Genomic DNA, 24,595 nt, shown 5'->3' with positions numbered 1-24,595 from the left:
TCCTGCTAGGGGCTGACCCCTTCAGGGACAGCTTCCATTATTCCTTTAACTGATCCAGGATAGAACCGATCTCCTTAAGATACCTCCCATAACTAAGTTTTATTCCAAATTCCAGAAATCCATATATTATTATTGTAGATATCGCCAGAATGATAACGCCTAAAGTAAGCAGGTGGCTTTGATCCATCAGGGAAGCTAAAGAAATTTTCGCTACCAAATAGAGGGAAGTCATTATCACTAAAATTGGTATCAGGGCATAATTGAAGGACCTATACATTTCAATATTTACTTTTATATCGTAATACAAGCTGTAAAGACTCTCTTTTGAGTTGAGGGTGTAATTATAAAGACGGTTGTAAAAGAAGTAAAACCGGATTAAATAATAGATTGAAATGATGATCAGGAAACCATAAGTCATATAAAAAGCCAGCTGAAAGTTGCTATGCAAACCCAATATTTGAGGGGAAAAGCCCACTACGATCATTCCAAATAATTGAAAGATCAACTCTGTACGCATGGCACTTCTTATTTTCTTTACAGGGGAATTCTTGCCCTTGAGATCGCTGAGGGCGGCTGGTAATTGGATGTTTTCATTGCCTTCCTGATTCCAGGCAGCCTGGATGTCGTCAAAATTCATATCCTTGATTTTTTATGAGTTCTTTTAATTTATTTTTTGCTCTGTTTAACTTAACTCTGGCGTTTACTTCACTGATACCTAGCTGGAGGCTTATTTCCTTATGGGTGTAGTTTTCAAGATGATAAAAGATTAAGGCCTTTTCTATCTTTTCCAATTGCTGTACTGCTTTGTAGAAGTGAGATAGCTTTAGTTCCTGGGAGATCGCTTCGCTTTCTTCAGTTGGGAGGTTTTCCGGGATTGAAGAGGTGGTAAGCGGTTTTCTCTTTTCTTTTTTGAAGAAGGTGATGGCGGTGTTTACGGCAACGCGGTACATCCAGGTGGAAAATTTGCTTTGGTGGGAAAAGGAGGAGTAGCTTTTCCAAAGTTGGTAAATGATTTCCTGAAAAAGGTCCTGTTGGTCTTCAGGAGATTCCATGTACATTTTGGAGATCTTGTGGAGGATGCCTTTGTGGGTATCCAGGAGTGTGAGGAAGTCATTTTCGGTGGGCAAAGTTTGGTTTTTAGGTGATTGTTTTTTTTAGTTAGTGTGGGGGGAAGGGGGAATGTTACAGGCGGGAGGGGATTTTTTTTAGTAATCCTCTTCAAAGGTTTGCCAGAGGGAAGGGATAAAGATTTTTTCTTTTTGGAGGGTTTGGTCAGAACTGTAGATAGCTTCGCGGTATTCTGTTAATTGGTAATTTAGATCGAATTTATGATTGCGGACATATTGATATTTAGAATCATAATTATATAACTCCATTCCTTGGAATTGATTATTAACATAAAACTTTGTCGAAATTGAGGAATCCGACAAATTTTTAAGGACTTGAAATAGGCTAATACCTTTAAAGTTTTCATTATGATAAACATTAATCTTTTCAAGATTCTCTCCTGTATAAAATACTAAATCAAAATTCTCATTCAAAAATCTTTGGCCCACCATACAATTCAATTGACTTTCATAGAAAAATCTATAATAAAAATCGATTTTCTCAAGTGAATCCTCATTCAATTCCGTATCCTCATTCAGGGCGAACCAAGTGCGAAAATATTTATACTTCATTTATTAAAATTTTATTTTTGGACTAATATCAAGGTTACTACCTTTTTTTATAATTGCGATTTGAATCTGTTTTCCAATTCTATCAGCAAGTGCCTGACTATATTTCAATTGAAACCGATAATAAAAATCTCTAGTAAACGATATTCCATTTATATTTTTAAACATTATTAGTCCTCCGATTTTACCATTTTTCCCTATCTGATTAATTACATTATCAGTATTTACCTTCGCTTTAAATCTTCTGACTAATTCCGTAAACGCTTCCTCCCCCACAATTATGTTAACATCCAAATCTCCAATTTGCTTTTTGTCTTTGATCCGCAATACACTTCCCTCCAAATAAACATCCTCTGCCGGAAGTCCCCACTCTCTCGCTAGTTCCTTCAATAAATCACCGAATTCATCCAAATCCCTTTTACTATGAAATAAATCAGGATACCCTTTTATTTTAATTTGGTTCCATACCATCATTTGCTCAATAAGCTCATCTGCTGTATAAAGCTTATCCATTCTACAACCATTATAAATAATATCCGCTATCTCTTCATCATTAAGTCCTATTCTTGCCCCTCTTTTTACCATTGATTCGACATCTTCCATCGGAAAATTAAATTCATGGTCTTTGATGGACGAACCTGCTATTCTTTTCTTTATTTTAGAAATAATATCCTTTATCAACCCCTCCAAATTCACATCATTCCCTAGTAATAATACCAAATTCCCCGGAGTTCCTTCTTTTCCTATTCTCACCGCCTGCGATGCTCTGCCATCTGGAAACAACCTCCTAAATCCTGCCTCCGCTTCAATCACTCCATTATCATAAATTTTCACCCATCCATCATTCACAATGATAGACATATCGAAAACAGTACAAAATTGCTGCGCAGCATTTAATTCACTGCTGGAAAGTATCACGATCTCTTTATCAGAAGAAATACCCATTTCATCAAAATACTTTACTAATGAATTATTATTTAAAGTGATTTTTACACCATTATTAATTACACTATAGGCATTCCCTTCACTTTTTACTACTATATAGATTTTATCATCATTCAGATTTCCCAAATACGTTTCTAACGTCTTCTCCTCCTCTTTTGCTACAACAACTGCCAGTTTCTCAATCTCCCCCGCATCCCCCACATACCTCCCCGCCATCATCTCCGCCGGAACATTCACCCTCGCATTCCTTATAGCCTTTACACTCCCCACCGTCAAACTCCCCACCATATATGCCATCGCCAAATAATTCGTATACTTCACCAATTCCGGATGATCCTGATACATCTCCGGAGCAACATTCGCATAAGTAACAAAACTAGCCAGACTCACATTCAACATCTCCACACCCGTCTTCACTGCCCCCGCCCCCATCAACCCCTCCATCCCTATAGCACACAACCCCGTATTCAATACCAATGCACCAAAGGTTTCTGCCGCTGCCTTTGTATCCTGCTTAAATAATACATATACTGATATCGCCGGGAATATATAAGGCACCCCCTGCTCCAAAGTTGTACCAAATGCACTGACATCCCGTCTTGGAATAACTATCAGATAATCCAACGGATTAAACTTCCCTGTAAACGGATTCCCTTCTGCATAATCCGAAAATACCCCCCCCGCATCCAATCCCGATAATATGACTTTCAGATACGCCCCTACCCCTTCCCTGGTTTCCAAACTAATCTTTTGCTCTCTATCTTTAAAATCTTCCTGATTACTGGCAGTAAGGTAGCCATTGTCAAATACCAACCACCTTTTTTCAGTGGCTAATTGTTGGATCAATTCCATATCATTGCCAGGCTTCTCTTCATTCAACCAGGCAACTGTTATCGCATTACATAGCTGAGTGAAATTGCCTTTGGAGAAATAGAGATAATCATAAGTATCTGATAAGAGCGTATACAATACTCGCTCCTGTTGTAAACGTTTAATAACCTCATGTAACGCTGCTGTACCAGCACAGTTTCTTATTATTTCAAGCATGATATTCTGCCCGCCGAAGCCTCCACTGCTTACTGACCACCGCTGCCCGTAATCGTCTTTCAGTAATTTCGTGATTAAACATGCCCGAACTTCGGGTGTAAGATCCGAGAATTGCGCATGAGTTAGATACGAAGTCTTGGTGCCAGCAATCACAAAATGAGCGTTTATGAACTTCACTATATCACTCCCACTCGTAAATTCACACCGCTTCAATAATTGAATACTACTATCCAGCTCCTTCAATTGCTGATGCATCTGCTTCAGTTGCTCAAATGAGAGCACATCCGGAGATTCATTCCAATCTATATAATAGAGTTCTGGATTGTCATAATAGCAATTGAATAATTCATCACTTGTTGCTAATACATCCCCGGGAAGAGAGATGATAGTTTTACAGATTGCCGCTATTTCTGCCTGTACTTCCGGTTGATCTGAACCAATTACCTGCAACATCAGGCGGTTGTACTGCTGCGTATATTTATTATCCTGGCACAAACAACCATCGTTTGCATAAGGAACGTTGTTAACCTTTACTGTACAGGTATAAATTTCTTTGCCAGCCTCGATAATATTGACATCGTCACCCGCCTGTTTAGAACGGCTATAGATATAAGTCGATGTATCGTATTTATCATAACTATATCCTTTAAACTTCCCCGTGCTGACAAAATAGATGGCGTTATATTCTTTTCCCCCATATTCAAAACTATTGAGTGAACCTGCCATCGCAGGACTCCCCTTGCTGAAGTCCTGGTAAAAAACAGAGAGTGGTACTGCGCCAGCAGGTAAATTTACGACCGTGCTATCCGGCGCATAATAGAATGAAGATGTACAGCCAGCCTGGGCATCTTTTTGCAAACATTTGTATAAGGATAGCCCTTTTGTTAATTCACTGCCTGCATCATCCTCAAAGATGCCCCATACACTGCCCGGATCATGCACAATGTCCCATTGGAATTTATATAATGCCAGCCCCGTACCTGTTGTCATCAGGTTAGTAGATGGACTGACAGCGTGCTCTAAGGTATAATCGCCATGCCCTATTTCATGGGCCACTGTGCGGGCGATTTCAGCGTCAGTGCCATTCTTTATGAATACAAACCCGAACTGACTCTGGCGGGGCATTTTACCAAGCAGACCCGCATCTTCGCGGGCCACTTCATTGACCATGAATAGGTAAACTGCGTCGTCTGTTATCCTGTGAGATTGGATATAGGCCCTTTTCATGGCCTTTTCTTCGCCCGTGAAACTATTGCTGAGCAATGCACTTTTGCTATCCTGCAATACGCCATCTTTGTTCTGGTCCCACGAAATGTTATTTTTAAAACTATTGTCTGTTTCAAGCGCGTACGATATTCCTACATTTCCGTACACTGCTGCAAGGGTTTGAGAAATGGCCTTTTCGGGGATGAGAATGTTTTCCCCGATGGGAATCAAAACCACCCTTTTTTGTAAGGAAGGATAGCTGGCTATTAGTAACTTCCCAATACTGGTGCCATCGGGATGGATAGCAAATAACTCCTGTGCATCTCCTGCAGGGCCACCCGTAATTGTGACCTTGCAGGTACCGTCTGTGCAGGTAGACGGGTAGATAATTCCTTTTCTGGTTATAAATACAACTGACGAGGTATCTGAGCGAGAAGCTATGATTGTTTCCTGCGCACCAGGTATGATGGCTTTGGCACTGACATGGTATTGCCCATTTGCTAATGATTCATAGCTGGATGGATAATCAGCGTGATAGGTATCGAAAGCGTATTTGTTATCATTGCCCGCAGCGAAATCGATCCGGCCGGTACTGAGTTGGAGGTTAGCAAGATTGGCCGCTAAGGCGATATCCCGCTTGCCCACATAGTTGACGGCTCCCTGCTGGGTGATCTGGTAGATATTTCCATTCGCATCTTCAATTAGCAATGGAAGAGTCGTGTAGTGAATGATTTGTGTGGTGCCGTTTTCACTGTCGGTTAAGGTGATAGTATGGGAAGTGGTATCTACGGCGATAGCTTCTTTGGTAAAGAGATGTAAGCGGGTAGTGATATCTGCTAACAGATCACCTGTTTTTACCTTGCCCATGTCATCACCACCATGCTGAGCATCCACAGCTGCTTGGATAAATTGATCTATACCTTTTGTAACGGCATGCATTTCTCCACTGATGGCTACAAAATCGGTATTGACAACTACATTGTTTAAATATACTTCCAGACCAAAACCTAAACCAGGAGTTATGATACGCCCATTTGTCAGGGAGGTCAGGATTACGTCGTAATGGCCAATGCGAATGATATTTCCTACCATTAGGGTAGCCTGCAACTGTTTATTGGAGGACGGGGACAATAACCCTGCATCTCCGCAGGCAATATGCTGTAATGCTGCGGTTTTGAGTGTTAGGAGGTCACTAAAGCTGCTATAAACACCGGATAGTTTCCATTGAAGATGCGCCTCGTATTCCCTGTCTGGCTCAAGACTGTTGATGAGAGTAGTACTATCAGCCGTGAATTCTACCGTTTGCCAATCGTAGGTGATGTTATCTTTTGCCACAGCCCTGTATTGAAGCCGGTATGCATCTACTGCATTGAGTGGCCAATGGTAGCGGAGCTGCCGTTCACCCTGAACAGTTCCGTATAAGACTGGCTTTTCAAATTGTTCGAATGGATTGGTACCAAGGTAGGTGAATGTACAACTTTGGCTATATCCCTGGTTGCTGTACAGGTCTTTCCCTTCTTTGTCTATTGCCTGCACGATCCACACATATTGCATGCTGTCTGTTAGTGCAGGTTCTGAAGGGCCATACAGCATAGTCGTATTGTCCGTAGTAATCGTGTAAAGCGGCCGGGTACTGCGAATAATATAATCCGGGGTACTGCCAGCGGGTTTTATTTCATACAGGGAGAAAATATAGGACGTGTTTGCCTGACTGGTATTTCGGTTTGACCAGTTGAATGTTAAAAATTGAGGATCCCGTCTTTCTACACGACTACCGCAAATGGGCAGATTCAATAATGGCGGATCGCTCTTTTGTAAGAAAAATACACTGGCAATCGCATTACTTATTTGTATGCCAGGACGATGGGAATCATAAGCCTGAAAGGTAAGGCGGTAAGAGCCTTCTGGCAATGACCTGGTACGTTCATATTCTTCACGGCTGTAGCCCCCACTGAAGAGAATATTGTCCGCTAAAAAATAATCTGCCAGCGCAGCACTGCTGATAATAATGGGAACACCGGCATTTAAAGTGATGGATGGGGAATGAAAAGATGGTGAGGAACGCATGATCATTGTACCATTCCTCTCTATCGTCAGTTGCAGACTGATTTCATAACCCGGTTGGGTGAGATCGCGTTGTAAAAGTATGACACGCAATTTTTCGCTTCCCCCGGAATAATAATCCGGAAGAAATAAACTGTAGGGAGGTATGATTTGTGTACTGGCAGTAACAGGATAGTCCTGCGCCTGCAAGGTGCATGTATAGGAAAACAATAAGATGATTAAATACTGTAGGCTTTTCATCTGCTGGAATTTTTGGGTTATGGTGGCCGGCAGTTACCGGCCAATATTCCATATTCCCTTACTAGAATTGGCTGATTATGAATGGCACATCTTTGCTGTCATTTTCGGTTAGCACCCTTAGCAGGTACATACCGGCAAGAACATTTTTCAGGTCAAAGTTGTCTTCTATGATGAGTACAGGTGAATATTTTTTTCTGTCTATTAACCGGCCATTCAGATCATATACAGTGATGGTGGCTGATTGCTTTTTATTTAGCAGCACTTTAAATTTAAAGTAGCCGTTATTGGGATTGGGAGAAATGATAACCGTATCAATGATGTTGGCTGGTAGTTGATATACAGGAATGACCAGCGGATCGAACGGCAGGATGTTTACATCTTTTTGTAAGGTGTAAGTACAACTACCGAAGGTGGCGTACATTCTTATCCAATAGTCTCCCTGTTGGTTAAACCGGATCAATGGTGCGTCATAGAGATCGTTGCCCAGCCATTCTGCTGCAGGAGAGAATTCCCAGTTGACAGCGTCAGGGGCAGGAAGACAGATTTCCCGAACCGCAAGCGTATCTGATACGTTGTCCTGGGAGACGACGAGAAAATTGACCGTTGGCTGCGTGTTCTTTTTAGATAATGTTATTTTTTCTTCCAACAGGCAGTCATTGGCATCTTTTACAACAACCGGATAACCTCCTGGTCCGAGTTGAGTGAATACTGAATCGTCTGTCCAGTTAGCATCTCCAAGGGAATAGGCATAGTTGCGAACACCGCCATCAGCAAGAATTTTTATTATACCATCCCGAAGACCGTCACAAACAGGAACAGCGCTTACCTGCATCGTTAACGGGAAAGGCTGTGGCACTACATACGATCCTGATTGATGACAACCTCTCCCATCGGATACAGAAAAGTGATACTCCCCTGCTCTTAAATGGGTCAGGTTATTTGTGGATAAAGAAGACTCCAGCCATGCATATTGATATACACCATCACCTCCTGTGACTGCTACATTCAATTCACCGGAGAGTGAACCATAACACTGAACAGGTTTGATGACCGCTGCTACTTGTATAGCAGGATCTTCGGCTGTTATTACAGCAGGATATTTTGCCGGACAGCCATACGCATCCTTTGCATAAATTGTATAGGTTCCGGTTGATAATCCGGAAAAATAAGGAGCGCCCTCCCAGCTGGTATTATCCAGGGAATATTGGTAAGGCGCCTCGCCGCCGGAGGTGATAAAACTGATGCTGCCAGTTGTATCTGCTCCGCAATAAACGTTTTGAATACCCGTAACTTTAATATCAAGCGGCGGACGAACGTTGTCTTCCAGCAATTCGACTGATAAGGATTTGGTACACCCTCGATCATCCATTACATAAACCGTGTATTCACCTGCTAATAACCTGTCAAAGACCGGTGATTCCTGCCAATCAATATTATCAAGGCTATAGGAAAGCGAATACGCATTCCCGGAAGCAGCAATATCGATCCGTCCTTCATCATTCCCCCTACAGGTAATATTGGTCAATGCAGCCTTAAAATACAGGCTATCAGGTAAATTGATCGTATAGGTATCCGCTGCCCAGGCCATACATCCATTTCCATCGCTTACTCTTATATCATATTCTCCCGGCGTATGGATCTGTTCTAACGGTGAATATATTTCCCCATGATCCCAGGAGTAATCATATGTATATTGACCATCTCCGCCGGAAGCCGTGATGTCAAATGAGGCACCGTCTTCAAGACAGATTGCTTCTCTGATATGTACTTCAGATATAGCGAGTGGCAAAGGATTCGTCAATACGACTGTATCCGAAGTCATGCTACATCCATTATCTGTAATCGTTACATTGTAAGCACCAGGTGTGACCTCTTCTACCAACGACCCGATGGCAAACCAGTTCGGTTGCCCTACCTTTTCCCACGTGTAATTATAAGCCCCTGTTCCACCTGTTACGCGGGCTTCCATGTACCCATTGGCAGCATTGTAGCAGGTAATCGGAGTTGCTTGTATGCTGACCTGTAATGGTGGACGCTCATAAATTGTATATTGACGGGACAGGACATCATCACAGGAGGTATTATTTTTCCTTACCTGCACTATGTATTCTCCCGCAGGAAGGTGATTAAAGTCTCCTGTAGTATTCGTCATTTGTACCGGGCCTATAAGTTGGAAACGATTCCCATTGCCTGTTACCTGTAGATGACCATCATTAGCCCCCTGGCAACTGACGGAATCAATTTTTATTAATTGTAATGAAAGCGGTGGAGGTGCTGTCAATGCTATACTCGTATCCCACGAAGGACAGGTAGGGTGGCTACTGTCAGATACCCTGATTGTATAGTTGCCTGCCGCCAATCCGGAAAAGGAAGGTTGTATTACGCCGGCCTCATTGTACAGACCAATTATCCCCCCGGGTGCAGTAATGTCTACCAGACCATCAGCGGGAAGATTACAGGAAGCGCCAGACACATTGATGGTACTTACTATTGCAGGTGGCTCCATAAGCGTAATACTTACAACCCTTACATCATTACAAAATGTATCACTGACCATTGCCTGATAGTTACCAGCGGACAAATTCCCCCAGTAACCCGTTGTATTATTTATCACTTCTCCTGCAGGCCCTTTTAAGGAATAAGTATAACCACCGCCCCCTGTGGCCTGTACACTGATGATACCATCCTTTGCACCATGGCAGGCAAGTTGCGTGACTGAGCTTACGGCTAATGAAAGTGCCGGTATCTCAGGTACTGCTATATTTATCGGAGTCAAACAATTACCCGAACTTCCCCCGGAATTTATTAACCATAAAGTATATGTACCAGCCGATATACCTTTTATCAACACGCCTTTTGCTACACTGTCTACACCATTACTCCAATCCACCAGATCACCACAATTTGTAGTACAGGGAGTAGTAACATTGCCGGGGCGCAATAACCAATACATGAAAGGATCTATACTGGTAAGCGCACTTCCGGGAAGGTAAATCTTACCATTTGCTATACCTGCACATGCTGGCGTTATCACTATTGCACCGGCCTTGTTTAATACAGGTGGAGCCGGTATGATCGTATAAAAATCTGAAGGTGTACTATACGGAGAATAATATACCTGATCAGTATATTTTGCTTTGACACGACAACGAAAACGGGCATTTAGTATTCCCGTAACCGGCATATACAACGACGGTATAAAAGAGAAACTAAACCCTGCTGATGCTGAATCTAATCCTACCCACACAGGCGAGCCATTCAGATTATATTCCCATATCACTCTTGTACTCAGAATATTATCACTAAATAAAGGCCAGTTATCAATAGAACGAAGTGTGATGACAGTATTAGCACAAGTTTGTGTAGTTGACGATACACTTGCGCTTACCTGCTGTGGCGCTGCCATCTCATACACATATCTTATGGAGAAATACCCTGAACTACTTACATCTCCATAGAATTGTAATTCCCCCCTGACAGGACTTATGGGATATATACTACTGCTACTTATATTTCCTATTCTTACATCATCCCGATATAGCGCAAATGGTGGTATATGATTGACTGTTGCCTTGTATACAACGCCACCTGTTACAGAAAATAAGGATGAACCCAATGACATCGTTTTGTCAAGTGACAATGCGCCGATTGAGCTAAATTGCGTCAGGTGAGCATAAACATTTACATTTATTTGTGCTAAGCCCGACAGATGTAATAATAATATTATTACCGTGGTAACAAACTTCATGATATAGGCTTAATTGTTACTGTTTTGGTTGATATTCTTTATAAAGAATATGGTCTGTAATGCAGCACGGATAGTGGTTAACATTAATGCTGCAGTGGTTATTACGAATATACGAATGTATTGGAAATAAAAAATTATTTAAAGAAAAATCACATAAAAATTCAAAAAAACCTTACCCAATTAATCACGAAAACCGCCTTACCTTTCCATCTTGAACCACCAGCTCCAACTCGCATTCCAACAATTTCAACATCTCTGGAAGCACTTATGTTTCATGAAACCTGGTTATTGAAAGCAAAATAATATCCCCGATTCTCCGTTTAAATACCCATGTAGCAGAATTTCCCTCACCATAAAAACCTGAAAAACCATGAAAACCATGCCTATGCTGCTATGGGCAGCACTGTTACTGCTATGCTTCGGTTGTAACAAACGAGAATCCTCCATTACTTTAAAAACCAGTGGATTATCCGTCACCAATGCCTCTCCTGCCGGAGATGTAGTAGGTAAAATTGTAGTGGGGTACCAGGGCTGGTTCGCCTGTACCGGAGATGGCTCTCCTATCAATGCATGGTGGCACTGGACGCAGGACTGGGCCAAAACACCCTCCTCTTCCAACAACGGTATTAAGTCCTGGCCGGATGTCAGAGATTATACCAGCACCTTTAAAACCGGATGGCCCGCATTGGGCAATGGTTCGCCGGCAACCCTGTTTTCTTCCTACACCGATCAGACCGTGAATACTCATTTTCGGTGGATGCAGGAAAATAACATCGATGCTGCCGCCCTGCAACGTTTCAACCCGAACGGACAGGAAGGCCCTATCCGCGATTCTGTCACTGCAAAGGTAAAACGCGCTGCTGAAGCCTATGGACGAAAGTTTTACATTATGTACGATGTAAGCGGCTGGACAAATATGCAGACTGAAATCAAAGCTGACTGGCTGGCGAAGATGTCTGCCTACACTACGTCTTCCGCTTATGCCAGACAGAATGATAAACCAGTTGTTTGTATATGGGGATTTGGATTTAATGATGACAACCATCCATGGTCTGCTGATGTATGCCTGGAAGTGATCAACTGGTTTAAGACCCAGGGATGTTACGTCATTGGCGGCGTGCCTACTCACTGGCGGGAAGAGAATAGTGATTCAAGACCTGCGTTCCTGAACACTTACAAAGCATTCAATATGCTTTCTCCATGGATGGTAGGAAGAATTGGAAATGCAGGAGAATCCGACAATTTCTTCACCACTGTAAATACGCCGGATCAGGCATATTGCAATGCAAATGGTATAGATTATCAACCCTGTGTATTGCCCGGCGATCTGCAGGAAAAACAACGCGCGCATGGTGACTTTATGTGGAGACAGTTTTACAATATGATCCGTGTAGGTTGTCAGGGAATTTATATCTCCATGTTTGACGAATACAATGAAGGTAACCAGATTGCTAAGACAGCAGAAAGTGCGGCTTTTATTCCTGCTGGATCCGGTTTTGTTACGCTGGATGAAGATGGTGTAGCCTGCTCCGCTGATTATTATTTACGATTGACGGGTGATGGTGGTAAGATGCTGAAAGGCCTGATCACTCTGACGGCCATCAGGCAAACGCCAACTGTACCTGGTGGTTCAGCGAATAACCCGGTGGGAATGACGATTACTTTGAAAGGATCTAACAACCTGTATGTAAGTAGCGAAAACGGCACACAGGCTATGAATTGTAATCGCACGAATGCCGGAGGCTGGGAGCAGTTTGTGGTGGTTGATGCAGGGAATGGAAAGATTGCTTTGAAGTATGGTAATCTGTATGTCTCTTCTGAAAATGGATTACAGCCTATTACCTGTAATCGCACCGCGATTGGCTTGTGGGAACAGTTTGACTGGGTGACGAACGCAGATGGAAGCATTTCATTGAAAGGGAATAATGGAATGTATATTTCCAGTGAGGATGGGTTACAACCAATGACGTGTAACAGAGCAACCGTTGGAGGCTGGGAGTCCTTCAAAATAAATTTGTAAATTTAAAGACCCGCTTATACTAAAACATAAGCGGGTCTTTAAAAAAATTATGCAGGAATATATCAGCATGCGCATCGCCGTTCCGCCCACATGGGAACAGGTTTTCTCTCACTTTTACTATGCTGCGAATCTTAGCAGGGTTCCTGTGGAGAAGCATTTGTTACCTGCTTTTCAGTCTATCATGGCATTCAATTTTGGGCCGCCGGTACCGTTGGAATATGGGAATGAGCAGTTCCTGCCTATTGAGAAAACACTGGTACTGGGGCCGGTTAAAAAGTCTATGAAATATACCATGCCTGCTGGGAGCAGGATTTTGGTGGCGAACTTTAAGGACGATGCTTTTTATCGTTTTTTTGGAAAACCTTTACAACATTATTTAACTGATCCGGATAAGTTAATTCAGACGCATTGTTTTGCTGATCTTTGGCAGGAGTTGAATGGAATTGAAGATCCTGCTTTGCAGGTGGAGAAACTATTGGATTTTTCGGGGTTGTATCTTTGTGAGCGGGATCCGGCGGCAGCGAATATTATTGAGAATGGGTTTAATGATAACCCAAAACAAATTGCGGAGAAGACCGCGCAAAGTGAAAGGACGGTACAGCTGAATTATAAAAAGTATTTAGGGTTCAGCTCGAAAGAGGTAAACAGGTATCAGCGGTTTCAAAAAGCCATCGGGATGTTGGAACCCGGAAAGACACCGGATTGGTTTGAGGTGATGGAGGAATGCGGGTATTATGATCAAAGCCACCTGATTAAAGATTTTACACATTATGTAGGCATGTCGCCGCAGGTGTATTGGCAATTGCAGGATGTGATGTGTAGGGCTGGTAGCTAAAAGTACATTACTCAAAATCAACACAAAAAAAGGCGCCACCTTTTTGATGACGCCCTTCCTGGAAATGAAAATATACTATTGTGCTGCTTTAATGTTATTATTCGGTTCATGATCCGCATACCATTTCCCCAACGTCGTCAAATTCCCACTCGCATCTATCAATGAAGAAGGCCATAACCGCGCACTCGTCGGTGAACTGGAGAACCATGAATAACGCTGTACATAAGGCAATGAATCCAGCTTGGGTAATAAACGCTGCATAAAGCCCAGCACCTGATCAGGTGTATACATATTCCCTTCTACAGTACTTGCATTGTTATCTACTGTAGCGAACTCGGTGATCCAGATTGGCTTATGGTACTTGTTGTACAAATCAGACAATACCGATACAAAATGCGTATCATCCAATCCCACATACATATGTACGCAAATGAAATCTACACGATAATTCTTCACAATACAGGAATCGAGAAAATCGTATATCCATTGCTGTGTAGGCCATGCAACCGCAGGACTACCCAGTGGTAAACCGATGCTTTCCAATTTAGGCCAGAGTTCCAGGGCTTTTGCCACTGTCATGTTGGATTGATCAGAAAGATCCGGTTCATTGAAACCAAGAATGTACTTTACTTTTCCCTGCGCCTTCAAGTTGTTGACATAAGCGATATTTGCGTCTGTGACATTGCCTGAGCCCCAGAACATGGTGACAAATTCAGCATTTTGTGGTGCAATATCCAGGGGCGCATCTGTACCCCAGGTGTAGAACCAGTTGGCTTTCAATTTTACAATGTTTCCGTTCCAGGTACCGTCTGTGGTATAGGTGCTAAAGCAGGCACCTTTTTTACCGTTGTTCGTACTGGTTGTTGTTGTGTCATCTTTCTTGCTGCAGGCGAATAGCAGGGTGAGGGAAAGAATGAGAAGAGCATTGGTTTTCATAGATTAGGCTACTACAGTGAGTGATTAAAGAAACAAAATTAATAAAAGAAAATCTATATTTATAAAAGTTGAGTAGCCAATCGGAAGTCCACCCCGGGGTACCTGCGCAGCACCAAACAAAAAATACTCACTGCACCAGATGGTAAAACCTTAAAAGAACACTAATCACTCCATTTCCAATTAGTTATCTCTGGCATATCTTCTAAATGCGCTCTTATATATGCATCATGCTCCGCTAATTTATTTTTAAATAAATCAAGCACAGTTGAAGCTTCCAAACCGGGCACCCGCCTGATCGCCTCCATCGCCAAATGATACCTGCTCATATTATTCAACACCACCATATCAAACGGCGTTGTCGTTGTTCCCTCTTCCATAAACCCTCTCACATGAAACCTCACCGGATCCGGCCTTCCATGCACCAGATCATGTATGATCCTCACATATCCATGGAATGCAAATATCACAGGCTGTGTATCTGTAAATAAATCAGTAAACCGCTCCGGCTCCATACCATGCGGATGACTCTCCTTAGGAGACAATGCCATCAGGTCTACGACATTCACCACCCTCACTTTCAACGATGGTAAATGTTTTCTCAATAACCACGCTGCCGCCACCGTTTCCAATGTAGGTACATCTCCCGCACAACCCAAAACAACATCCGGCGCTCCATCATCACCATTCCCCGCCCACTCCCACACCGAAGCACCATGCGCACAATGCTGTATAGCCGAATCCATATCCAGCCATTGCAACTCTGGTTGCTTACCAGCTACGATCAGGTTTACATAATCACGGCTACGCAGACAATGATCCAATACTGACAATAAACAATTTGCATCCGGTGGTAAATAAATCCTGATCACATTGCTCTTCTTATTCACCACAGTATCTATAAACCCTGGGCCCTGATGACTATACCCATTATGATCCTGCCGCCAGCTATGTGATGTCAGTAAATAATTCAATGATGACACCGGTTGCCGCCACGGCAATTCCCGGCAGGTCTTCAGCCACTTTGCATGCTGATTGAACATGGAATCAATGATCGTTACGAACGCTTCATAACAGGGGAATATCCCATGTCTGCCTGAGAGCAGATACCCCTCCAGCCATCCTTGACACAGATGTTCGCTCAATACTTCCATCACTTTTCCATCATGAGAAAGATGATCATCATCCGGCAGGATCGTCTCTGCCGTCATCCGGTTTGTTACTTCAAACACCGCTCCCAACCTGTTTGAATTCGTTTCATCCGGACAAAATAACCGGAAGTTATTATTCGCTAAAAAAACATCTCTTATTAACTTCCCTGCCTCTACTGTCGTCTCTGCCGTAGTCTCCCCCGGCTTTACTACAAGCAAGGCATACCTGCGAAAATCAGGCAAATGTAAATCCTCTAATAATTTGCCTCCATTTGCATATGGTATCGCACTCATGCGCTTCTCTCCTGATGGAGGTAATTCCGCTAATGAAGCAATCAATTTGCCATTCGCATCGAATAATGTTGATGGATCATAGCTTCGTAACCATGCTTCTAATAATGCCAGTTGCGCAGGGTCTTTTTTCACATCCGTCAATGGCACCTGGTGCGCTCTGAACGTACCTTCTATTGCTTTCCCTTTCCACTCCTTTGGTCCGGTCCACCCCTTTGGTGTACGCAAAATGATCATTGGCCAATGCTTCTCACGTGAAGAATTTTGTATCGCCCTGATCTGTGCATATGCCAGATCTAACGCACCTGCCATCAAAGTATGCATCTCCATCGGATCATCTCCCTCCACAAACAAAGTCTCATATCCATGCCCTGCAAATAAATCCGCCAATGCACCATCAGACATCCTTGCCATCACTGTAGGTCCTGAAATCTTATATCCATTCAGGTGCAGAATAGGCAACACCGCACCATCTCTTTTTGGATTCAGAAATTCTATCGACTTCCAGCTACCTGCCAATGGCCCTGTCTCTGCTTCTCCATCTCCCACTACACAGGCGGCTATCAGATCAGGATGATCGAACACTGCCCCAAAAGCATGTGCCAGTGAATATCCCAGCTCGCCCCCCTCATGTATAGACCCGGGTGTATGTGCGCTCACGTGACTGGGTATACCTCCCGGTGTAGAGAACTGTCTGAAGAATAAATTCAACCCTGCCTCATCCTGTGTAATATGCGGATAGATCTCCGAATAAGTACCTTCCAGGTATGTATTGGCCAGCATTGCCGGCGCCCCATGTCCCGGACCACAGATATAAATAATACTCGCCTGTGTTTGCCGGATCAATCTATTCAGATGTACATAAATAAAATTCAGTCCCGGCGAAGTGCCCCAATGCCCCAATAACCTAGGCTTTATATGTTCGGCCTTTAATGGTTCTTTCAATAACGGGTTCGCCTGTAAATATATCTGGCAGGCTGCCAGATAATTCGTCGCTTCCCAATAACGATGCAGTAATTCTAACATATTATAAGAAGGTTTGCGTGTGTTGTGCAATCATTAACTCTTCATTGGTTTTCATTACCCGAACGGTAACCTTGCTATCATTCGCTGATATCATATTTGCTTTCTCTTCGTTGGCCTTTTCATTGATGACTATACCTAAAAATTCAAGTCCTTTACAGATACGACTTCTGATCGTTGCTGCATGTTCGCCGATCCCTCCTGTAAATACCAATGTATCTACGCCTCCTAATACCGCCGCCAGCGCACCAATCGTTTTACGCACATGATAGCAGAACATGAGAATCGCTTCTGCTGCCTGCGGATGCGTACCTTCCTGCTCCAGTAACTGCTGCACATCCCCACTTTCTTCTGACACCGCTTTTAATCCCGATGATTTGTTCAGCATACGCGACAGCTCACTCCCCGTCATACCTTTTTCTTCTAACAGGTACAGCAGTACCCCGGGATCCAGATCGCCCGCCCTTGTACTCATCATCAATCCTCCTATAGGTGTCATGCCCATAGTCGTATCCAGACTACTGCCCTCCTGTATGGCGGCACAACTGGCCCCATTGCCCAGATGCGCAACGATGACCCTACTGCCCGGTGATAACGGTTGTAACTGCTGCATAATGGATTCATAAGACAAGCCATGAAATCCATAGTGGATCACCCCCTCCTTCCACAATGCTCTTGGCAATGGATAGTGTCGTGCTTCAAATGGCATATGCTGATGAAAAGCCGTATCAAAACATCCTACCTGCTTTAGAGCTGGAAATGCCTCCTGCAATGCATGTATCACATCCAGCGAAGGCGGTATATGCAAAGGCGCCAAAGGAACCAGCTCTTTCAAAGATTGTAAAACACCGTCATCCAGTATAACCGGTTCAAAATGTTTCTCACCACCCTGTACAATGCGATGCCCGATAATACGCACATCATATGAACGGGCACGCAACACTCTCACCACCTCTTCTGCCGCCTCCTTCATCGTCACCGCACCATGCTCATGTCTTTCCTCGCCAATCTTGGTATAACCATCTATTACATTGCCCAATAAAAGCTGTTCCAGTTTTAAAGAATACAGTGCAAACTTCAGACTGGAAGATCCACAATTAACCGTCAATATCGTTTCCATGGTAGAACATGTTATTTATCCAACCGGGTATCCAAATCCACATCATCAGGATTCTCCACAACCGGCACTTCGCGGTCTACAGAATGCCCCATAATGGGGTTCATGTAATTGTTGTATATGCTGAGTAATCCATCCACCACATTGTCAGGTCCTAAAATCGGACTATAGGAAAAAGCGTAGGAAATGTCTTCGACATCCTCTTCTTTTTTCATGATGAAAAAACTACTTTTTATGAAGGATCCCGCATTTTCCGCCACCGCAGCTGTGGCCACAGGCGCTAACCGCATCCATTCATCCGCCCATATTTCAGATGCAGGACGCCCTAGTACAGAAGGATGTCCCTTGCCCGCAAATGGAATGAATGCATCGTTGTAAAGATGTATGAATTGCTCTCCCCACCAGATAAACATAGGTTGCACCGAAGTGAGCATAATACGTACAGCAGTGCGTAAATGAGGTGGCCATGTATCAGGAGTACCGATGATATTGTTTTCCCATTGATAGATGTGCATCAATTGTCCGGTCTCCCCACCATTAACAAATAATTCTTTAGGGTCCATGCGTGTCTTTTACAATACCTACTCACTAATCATGCCTAAGCAATATAGGCACCGTTAATAATAATTAACATCTTATTAGTCATTTTTTGAGTACTTTAGATGCTTCTTTCTTACATACACCACTCTTCTGCTCACCTTAAATTTTTAACCATATGATACAGCAGCAGACAGTTTTAATCATTGATGACGATGCAGATGACAGGCTTTTTTTGACAGAAGCAATCACAGACGTTGTACCCGGATCACGCACGCACAGCTGTAACAGCGGTATTGAAGCCCTGGACCTGTTGAGTAAAAAGAAGATCGCCTTACCTGATTTTATTTTCCTTGACCTGAACATGCCAAAGATGAATGGAAAAGAATGTCTCGTGGAATTAAAAAAGCTCCTGCGTCAGACCCTCACCAGGATTATTATTATGAGTACATCAGATATGAAACGTGATATTGACGATGCACTCAAACTTGGTGCTCATTTATTCTTAACAAAACCCGGCACTTACACGGAACTGTGTAACCATGTGAAGAAGATCTTTTACTGTAATCCGGCTCCTCTTAGTTTTGATTTGAAATAGGTAATTTCATTGAATTTGAAGCTACAGTAATCCTGTAGCCAATTTATTGCAACGCCATAGTTTCCCCCGGGAAACCAGGTGTCCGTTTTCCATTACCTTTTATTGTCCGATCTTTGCGCCACGAAAAAAAAGGAGTAAACAATGGAATTCGGTATCAGCACTTTTGGAGAAGTTACACCAGACAATTTACCTGGCAAGGCGATAAACGCTCATACCCGGATGCAGGAATTACTGGCAGAAGCCAGACTATCCGACGAAATCGGATTGGATGTATTTGCCGTTGGCGAACACCACCGGCCTGACTACATTATATCTGCACCAGAGGTTGCACTGGGAGCTATTGCCGCGGTAACCAAAAATATCCGTCTATCCAGTTCGGTAACGGTATTGAGTTCTGCCGATCCGGTGCGTACTTTCCAGAACTTTGCCACGCTGGATCTAATTTCCAATGGCAGGGCCGAAATTATGGCTGGCAGGGGTTCTTTTATTGAATCATTCCCCTTGTTTGGCTACCATTTGAATGACTATGATGAGCTATTCATTGAAAAACTGGATATGCTCACCAAAATAAACAATAACGAAATTATCAGCTGGCAAGGCAAGTTCCGGGCACCTATCCGGGAAAGAGGAATATATCCCCGTCCTTATCAGGAAAAACTGCCTATCTGGCTCGCGATCGGGGGTACCCCCGCTTCTGCTGCCAGAGCTGGTAAAATGGGACTTGGAATGACTGTAGCCATTCTGGGAGGCTTACCCAAACAGTTCGTCAATATCGTAAAATTGTTCCGCCAGTCCGCAGCCGAAGCCGGTCATGACCTGACCACTTTGCCACTGGCCATCAATTGCCACATGTATATCGGGGAAGACGGCGAAACCGCTGCCAATGAGTTCTGGCCTGTGTACGAAAAAATTATGAACCGTGTTGGGGAAGAAAGAGGCTGGCCCCCTATCACCCGTGGTCAGTTTGAGTACTTGCGCTCTCCCGAAGGCCCCCTTTTTGTGGGCAGCGTGCAGGAAGTAGTAGACAAGATTGTATATCAAAGCAAACTGTTTAATCATACCCGCTTCCTGGCCCAAATTCTCAAAGGAGATATGCCACACAATAAGATACTGAAATCCATTGAGTTATTTGGCAGAAAAGTGGTGCCAGCTGTACGTTCCCTATTGCAGGCCGAACAGTAAAATTCAATACCAGTCATCCTGAAAATTCTTGGCAATAGACGGGGTTATATTTACATTTGCACCCTGTTAGGATCAACGCTATAAACCGGACTAAGCATGTATGACATTTGTTGTATAGGACATATTACATTAGACAAAGTAGTAACGACCCGCTCGGTAGTACATATGCCAGGTGGGACTTCCTTTTATTTTTCCAGTGCCATCCGGAATATGGATGTGAAATATGCAATAGTAACCGCACTCGCTACCAAAGAGATGTACATTGCGGACGAACTGAGAGCAAAAGGCACTGAAATCGTGGTACTGACCAGTACCAACACCCTCTACTTCGAGAACATTTACTCTGAAAATCAGGATCATAGAACACAACGTGTAAGTCAGCTGGCAGATCCGTTCACCCCGGAACAACTGTCTGATATGGATGCGCGTTTCTTTCACCTCGGCCCACTGGTAGCAGATGATATTCCGGTATCTGTGATCAGGGAACTGGCAAAGAAGGGGAAAGTTTCCCTGGATGTGCAAGGGTACCTGCGGAAGGTCGAAAATGAGCAGGTGATCCATATTGACTGGCCAGCGAAAAAAGAAGCACTACAATATGTATACATCCTGAAAGCCAATGAATCCGAAATGGAAGTGCTGACCGGTACAAACGATGTACGCAAAGGCGCGATCACGTTAGCTTCCTGGGGCGTGAAAGAGGTGATTATTACCCTCGGTAGCCGTGGTTCTGTGGTGTACAAAGACCAGACTTTCTACGATATTCCCGCTTATATCCCAACTACTTCGGTAGTAGATGCCACCGGATGTGGCGATACTTACATGGCAGGTTACCTGTACCAGCGCGCGAAAAACGCAAATCCGCAGGATGCAGGAGAATTTGCTGCCGCCATGGCGACTTTGAAGATCGAAGGATCAGGACCATTTAGGGGAAATGCGGAAGATGTGACAAAGTTCCTTGCTGCTAATCACAGATTTACGTTTTCACTCACGGCTTAATTGCCTGTAAATAATTGATTGACAGACCCGTTTGCAATATTGGCAAACGGGTCTTTTTTTCGTAATAAAATCCCTGTTTACAGTGAGTTTATATATTGTGATATTATTTAAATTCGTTCCAATAACCGGATTCATCTATTAATCTGGCACAATTTTACAGGTCTATAGCCAGATGAATAAAAAATTACGACCATGAAACAGATATTTCTAGCTTTAGCAACATCAGCCGTCTTATTCGCATGTCACAACTCAGCAGATCAAGCGGCAATAGAAGCAGCCAAACAAGAGGCTGTGGATTCAGTAAATATGGCAAACGCCATCAAACAACAGGTCATTGACTCTGTGAATGATGCAAAGGCTGCCGCACGTGAACATCATGCCGCCGTAGCAGCTCAGAACAATAGCAGCTCGTCTGCTACTACCAGCTCCGCTACGACAACGACTACCACTAAGAAAAAAGGTTGGAGTCATACCGCAAAAGGTGCTGTAGTAGGTGCGGGTGCGGGTGCCATCACTGGTGCAATCGTTAACCCGGATCACGTGAAAGGTGCTGCCATCGGTACAATCATTGGTGCTGGTGTAGGTGCTGGTACAGGTGCGATCGTGGATCACGCCAAGAAGAAAAAAGCGGCTAATCAATAATAGAGAATAACACATTTTGATCCCGGCTACAGCAATGTGGCCGGGATTTTTTTTATCTTTATCTCCTATGCAACTATCTTTTCGTACATCCCTGCTTTTTACATTCATTTTTCTTGGCTTCAAGGCCATCCCGACGGTAGGTCAGGACAAGCAAGCCATTGACGACCTGGTGAAAAGGATCATGCGATCACAGGCTATGCATTTTCAAACCCGCTTTATCCCACAGGAAAAGGGGCACGATGTGTTTGAACTGGAATCGCAGGGCAATACCATCCTCATAAGAGGTAGCAATGGGCTGAGTATAGCAAGTGCGCTCAATTACTATCTGAAAAATTATGCGCATTGCGATATCAGTTGGAACGGGACCAATATGGACCTGCCAGATCCATTGCCAAAGGTGCCAACAAAAGTGCATAAACGAACACCTTATCAATATCGTTACTACCTGAACTATTGTACGTTCAACTATACCATCAGCTGGTGGAACTGGGAGCGCTGGCAATGGGAGATTGACTGGATGGCGCTGAATGGCGTGAATATGCCACTGGCACTGACAGGCCAGAACTCGGTGTGGAGCCGGGTGTACAAGAAAATGGGATTCACGGATAATGACCTGAATAGTTTCTTTAGCGGACCTTGTTTCTTTAACTGGTTCTGGATGGGAAACCTGGATGGATGGGGCGGTCCACTGCCACAGCAGTTTATGAAAGACCAGGAAGACCTGCAGAAAAAAATTCTTGCACGCGAAAGATCATTAGGTATGAAGCCTGTACTCCCTGCATTTACAGGGCATGTGCCACCGGCATTCAAGAAAAAATTCCCAAATGCAAAGGTGAAGAAAACCAACTGGGATGCGGGTTTTGATGATGTATATATCTTAGAACCGGAAGATCCGATGTTCTCAAAGATCGGGCAGGAATTTATTGAAGAAGAGACAAAGACTTTTGGTACTGACCATTTTTACTCTTCTGATACTTTTAATGAGAACTTACCTCCTACCAACGATTCTACTTACCTGCATACAATCAGTAAGAAGATCTTCCAGGCCATGATAGATGCAGATTCTAAGGCTATCTGGGTGATGCAGGGATGGATGTTCCATTATCAAAAAGATTTCTGGCATCCGGCTCAGATCAGGGCTTTGCTCACGGCAGCGCCGGATGACAGGATGATCGTGCTCGATCTGTTTAGTGATAACTTCCCTGTGTGGAACAGAACGAATGCTTATTATGGTAAGCAATGGATCTGGTGTATGCTGCAGAACTTTGGTGGTAATATTGGGATGTATGGCAGGATGGATCATGTAGCGCACGATCCGGCAAATGCCCTGCATGACTCTACAGCGGGGAACCTGGTAGGTATTGGTTGTACACCGGAAGCGATAGAACAGAATCCTGCCATGTATGCATTGATGATGGATAATGTATGGAATGATCAGCCGATTGAGCTGGATAGCTGGTTAAAAGCATATGCATGGCGCCGTTATGGCAGGCAGAATGCAGATGCAGATGCGGCATGGGCGATCTTACACAAAACAGTGTATGATGGTGGATTGACGGAAGGTACGCCAGAGAGTATTCTGACTGGCAGACCTACATTTGATACAGTGGCACATCGTACATTGACACATTTGAATTATGCACCGGGCAATTTGTTGCCGGCATGGGATCATTTGATTACAGCCGCAGATGTGTTGAAAGGAAGTGATGGATTTAGATATGATATTGTGGATGTGACAAGACAGGTGTTGGCGAACTATGCGGATTCTTTGCAACAGCAGGTGGCAAAGGCTTATAAGGCAAAGGATGGCGAACACTTTAAGAAATATAGTGCGGAGTTTTTGGTATTGCTGGATGATATGGATCGTTTGCTGGCGACGAGGAAAGATTTCCTGTTGGGCAGATGGCTGGCGGATGCGAAGAGTTGGGGAACGAATCAGCAGGAAAAAGCACTGTATGAGATGAATGCGAGGGATTTGATTACGTTGTGGGGAGATAAGAAGAGCCCATTGCATGAGTATAGCTCAAGACAGTGGTCAGGGTTGGTGAAGAATTTTTATGCGGCAAGGTGGAAGCAATTCTTTGATTATGCGGGAGAGAGTTTGAAGACAGGTCAGCAAATGGATTTGAAAGGGTTTGAGGAGAAGATGCAGGATTGGGAATGGAATTGGGTGAATGCGAAGGAAGTATACCCTGTGGTGACGAGGGGTGATGCGGTTGGAGTGGCGAAGGAGATACATCATAAGTATCGGGAAATCCTTAAAAAAATATACTAGCAAATAAAAATATACCAGCAAATAAAAAAGCTTTTGCCAAAGGCAAAAGCTTTTTTATTTGAGCGAGGC

The 24,595-nt window shown here is 43.7% G+C and carries 16 protein-coding genes; 7 read left to right on the top strand and 9 right to left on the bottom strand.

What is annotated here, in order from left to right; translation table 11 throughout:
* Positions 1 to 37: 37 nt before the first annotated feature.
* The 5 genes from BW716_RS29570 to BW716_RS29550 all read right to left on the bottom strand — a co-directional run bounded on the left by BW716_RS29570 (position 38) and on the right by BW716_RS29550 (position 10,926).
* Positions 38 to 637, bottom strand: a complete 600-nt coding sequence (locus tag BW716_RS29570) for a hypothetical protein (protein ID WP_083729678.1) — start codon at positions 635 to 637, stop codon at positions 38 to 40.
* Positions 627 to 1,127 (bottom strand): RNA polymerase sigma factor, encoded by a 501-nt coding sequence (locus BW716_RS29565; protein ID WP_220388862.1) that lies wholly within the window; start codon positions 1,125 to 1,127, stop codon positions 627 to 629. The genes BW716_RS29570 and BW716_RS29565 overlap by 11 nt, the downstream gene beginning before the upstream one ends.
* A gap of 78 nt (positions 1,128 to 1,205) precedes the next feature.
* Positions 1,206 to 1,679, bottom strand: coding sequence for a hypothetical protein (locus BW716_RS29560; protein WP_083729677.1), 474 nt, complete (start codon positions 1,677 to 1,679; stop codon positions 1,206 to 1,208).
* Positions 1,680 to 1,682: 3 nt separating this feature from the next.
* Positions 1,683 to 7,178, bottom strand: coding sequence for a fibronectin type III domain-containing protein (locus BW716_RS29555; RefSeq protein ID WP_143709109.1), 5,496 nt, complete (start codon positions 7,176 to 7,178; stop codon positions 1,683 to 1,685).
* A gap of 61 nt (positions 7,179 to 7,239) precedes the next feature.
* On the bottom strand, positions 7,240 to 10,926 hold the full coding sequence (locus tag BW716_RS29550) for a T9SS type A sorting domain-containing protein (protein ID WP_083729675.1): 3,687 nt from the start codon (positions 10,924 to 10,926) through the stop codon (positions 7,240 to 7,242).
* Between the two features lie 370 nt (positions 10,927 to 11,296).
* On the opposite strand from BW716_RS29550, the gene BW716_RS29545 reads away from it, so the two are divergent.
* Together BW716_RS29545 and BW716_RS29540 are read left to right on the top strand one after the other, a co-directional pair.
* Positions 11,297 to 12,946, top strand: a complete 1,650-nt coding sequence (locus BW716_RS29545; RefSeq protein WP_083729674.1) for a lectin — start codon at positions 11,297 to 11,299, stop codon at positions 12,944 to 12,946.
* A 49-nt stretch (positions 12,947 to 12,995) separates the two neighbouring features.
* A complete protein-coding gene (locus BW716_RS29540) occupies positions 12,996 to 13,781 on the top strand; it encodes an AraC family transcriptional regulator (protein WP_083729673.1) in 786 nt (261 codons plus the stop codon).
* A gap of 75 nt (positions 13,782 to 13,856) precedes the next feature.
* Here BW716_RS29540 and BW716_RS29535 read toward each other — a convergent pair whose 3' ends face one another.
* The 4 genes from BW716_RS29535 to BW716_RS29520 form a co-directional block, all read right to left on the bottom strand.
* Positions 13,857 to 14,717 (bottom strand): glycoside hydrolase family protein, encoded by an 861-nt coding sequence (locus tag BW716_RS29535; RefSeq protein WP_083729672.1) that lies wholly within the window; start codon positions 14,715 to 14,717, stop codon positions 13,857 to 13,859.
* A 161-nt stretch (positions 14,718 to 14,878) separates the two neighbouring features.
* A complete protein-coding gene (locus tag BW716_RS29530) occupies positions 14,879 to 17,182 on the bottom strand; it encodes a phosphoketolase (RefSeq protein WP_083729671.1) in 2,304 nt (767 codons plus the stop codon).
* 1 nt (position 17,183) lies between these two features.
* A complete protein-coding gene (locus BW716_RS29525; protein WP_083729670.1) occupies positions 17,184 to 18,299 on the bottom strand; it encodes an acetate/propionate family kinase in 1,116 nt (371 codons plus the stop codon).
* A gap of 11 nt (positions 18,300 to 18,310) precedes the next feature.
* The gene (locus tag BW716_RS29520) at positions 18,311 to 18,859 is read right to left on the bottom strand and encodes a hypothetical protein (protein ID WP_083729669.1); all 549 of its coding nucleotides are present in this window, start codon (positions 18,857 to 18,859) and stop codon (positions 18,311 to 18,313) included.
* 152 nt (positions 18,860 to 19,011) lie between these two features.
* Between BW716_RS29520 and BW716_RS29515 the strand changes: the two genes are divergently transcribed.
* The 5 genes from BW716_RS29515 (at position 19,012) to BW716_RS29495 (ending at position 24,526) form a co-directional block, all read left to right on the top strand.
* Entirely contained in the window at positions 19,012 to 19,431 is a 420-nt protein-coding gene (locus BW716_RS29515) for a response regulator (RefSeq protein ID WP_083729668.1), read from the top strand.
* Positions 19,432 to 19,572: 141 nt separating this feature from the next.
* Positions 19,573 to 20,613 carry an Atu2307/SP_0267 family LLM class monooxygenase gene (locus tag BW716_RS29510; RefSeq protein ID WP_083729667.1) on the top strand — a complete coding sequence of 347 codons (1,041 nt, stop codon included), beginning with the start codon at positions 19,573 to 19,575 and terminating at the stop codon, positions 20,611 to 20,613.
* A gap of 96 nt (positions 20,614 to 20,709) precedes the next feature.
* Positions 20,710 to 21,609: a PfkB family carbohydrate kinase gene (locus BW716_RS29505; protein WP_083729666.1), complete on the top strand. Its 900-nt coding sequence runs from the start codon at positions 20,710 to 20,712 to the stop codon at positions 21,607 to 21,609.
* A 192-nt stretch (positions 21,610 to 21,801) separates the two neighbouring features.
* Positions 21,802 to 22,251: a glycine zipper domain-containing protein gene (locus BW716_RS29500; RefSeq protein ID WP_083729665.1), complete on the top strand. Its 450-nt coding sequence runs from the start codon at positions 21,802 to 21,804 to the stop codon at positions 22,249 to 22,251.
* A 67-nt stretch (positions 22,252 to 22,318) separates the two neighbouring features.
* A complete protein-coding gene (locus BW716_RS29495; RefSeq protein ID WP_083729664.1) occupies positions 22,319 to 24,526 on the top strand; it encodes an alpha-N-acetylglucosaminidase in 2,208 nt (735 codons plus the stop codon).
* The last annotated feature ends 69 nt before the right edge of the window (positions 24,527 to 24,595 follow it).

The sequence above is a fragment of the [Flexibacter] sp. ATCC 35208 genome (assembly GCF_001975825.1).
Classification (GTDB): Bacteria; Bacteroidota; Bacteroidia; order Chitinophagales; family Chitinophagaceae; genus Chitinophaga.
The sequence above is the reverse complement of the archived record's forward strand: the minus strand, read 5'-3'. Positions and strand labels throughout refer to the sequence as shown.